Genomic DNA, 252 nt, shown 5'->3' with positions numbered 1-252 from the left:
CCAGCGCGCGATCAGCGCCGCGGTCATCACCGCCAGGAACAGGCCGTAGGCGACCGAGGTCGCCAGCACCTGCTTCCAGATCGCGCCAGCGTGCGGGTCGGCGTTGTACATGCTCCAGTGCATGCCCCAGAACGCGGCGATGGCGGCCAGGACCAGGGCAGCGCTGTCGAAGACCGTGCGCGCCGCGCTGCGCGGCTGCCGCGGGTAGGCCCAGAACAGCCAGCCCAGGATCGAAAACCAGGGCACGAAAAG

The 252-nt window shown here is 69.8% G+C and carries 1 protein-coding gene; it reads right to left on the bottom strand.

Annotation, left to right across the window (positions count from 1 at the left end):
- Positions 1-252: hypothetical protein (locus HKX41_12465; protein NNC24949.1), on the bottom strand; the 252-nt coding region annotated here is incomplete at both ends.

The sequence above is a fragment of the Salifodinibacter halophilus genome, assembly GCA_012999515.1.
GTDB classification, from domain to species: Bacteria; Pseudomonadota; Gammaproteobacteria; order Nevskiales; family Salinisphaeraceae; genus Salifodinibacter; species Salifodinibacter halophilus.
This window is presented reverse-complemented; position numbering and strand designations above follow the sequence as displayed.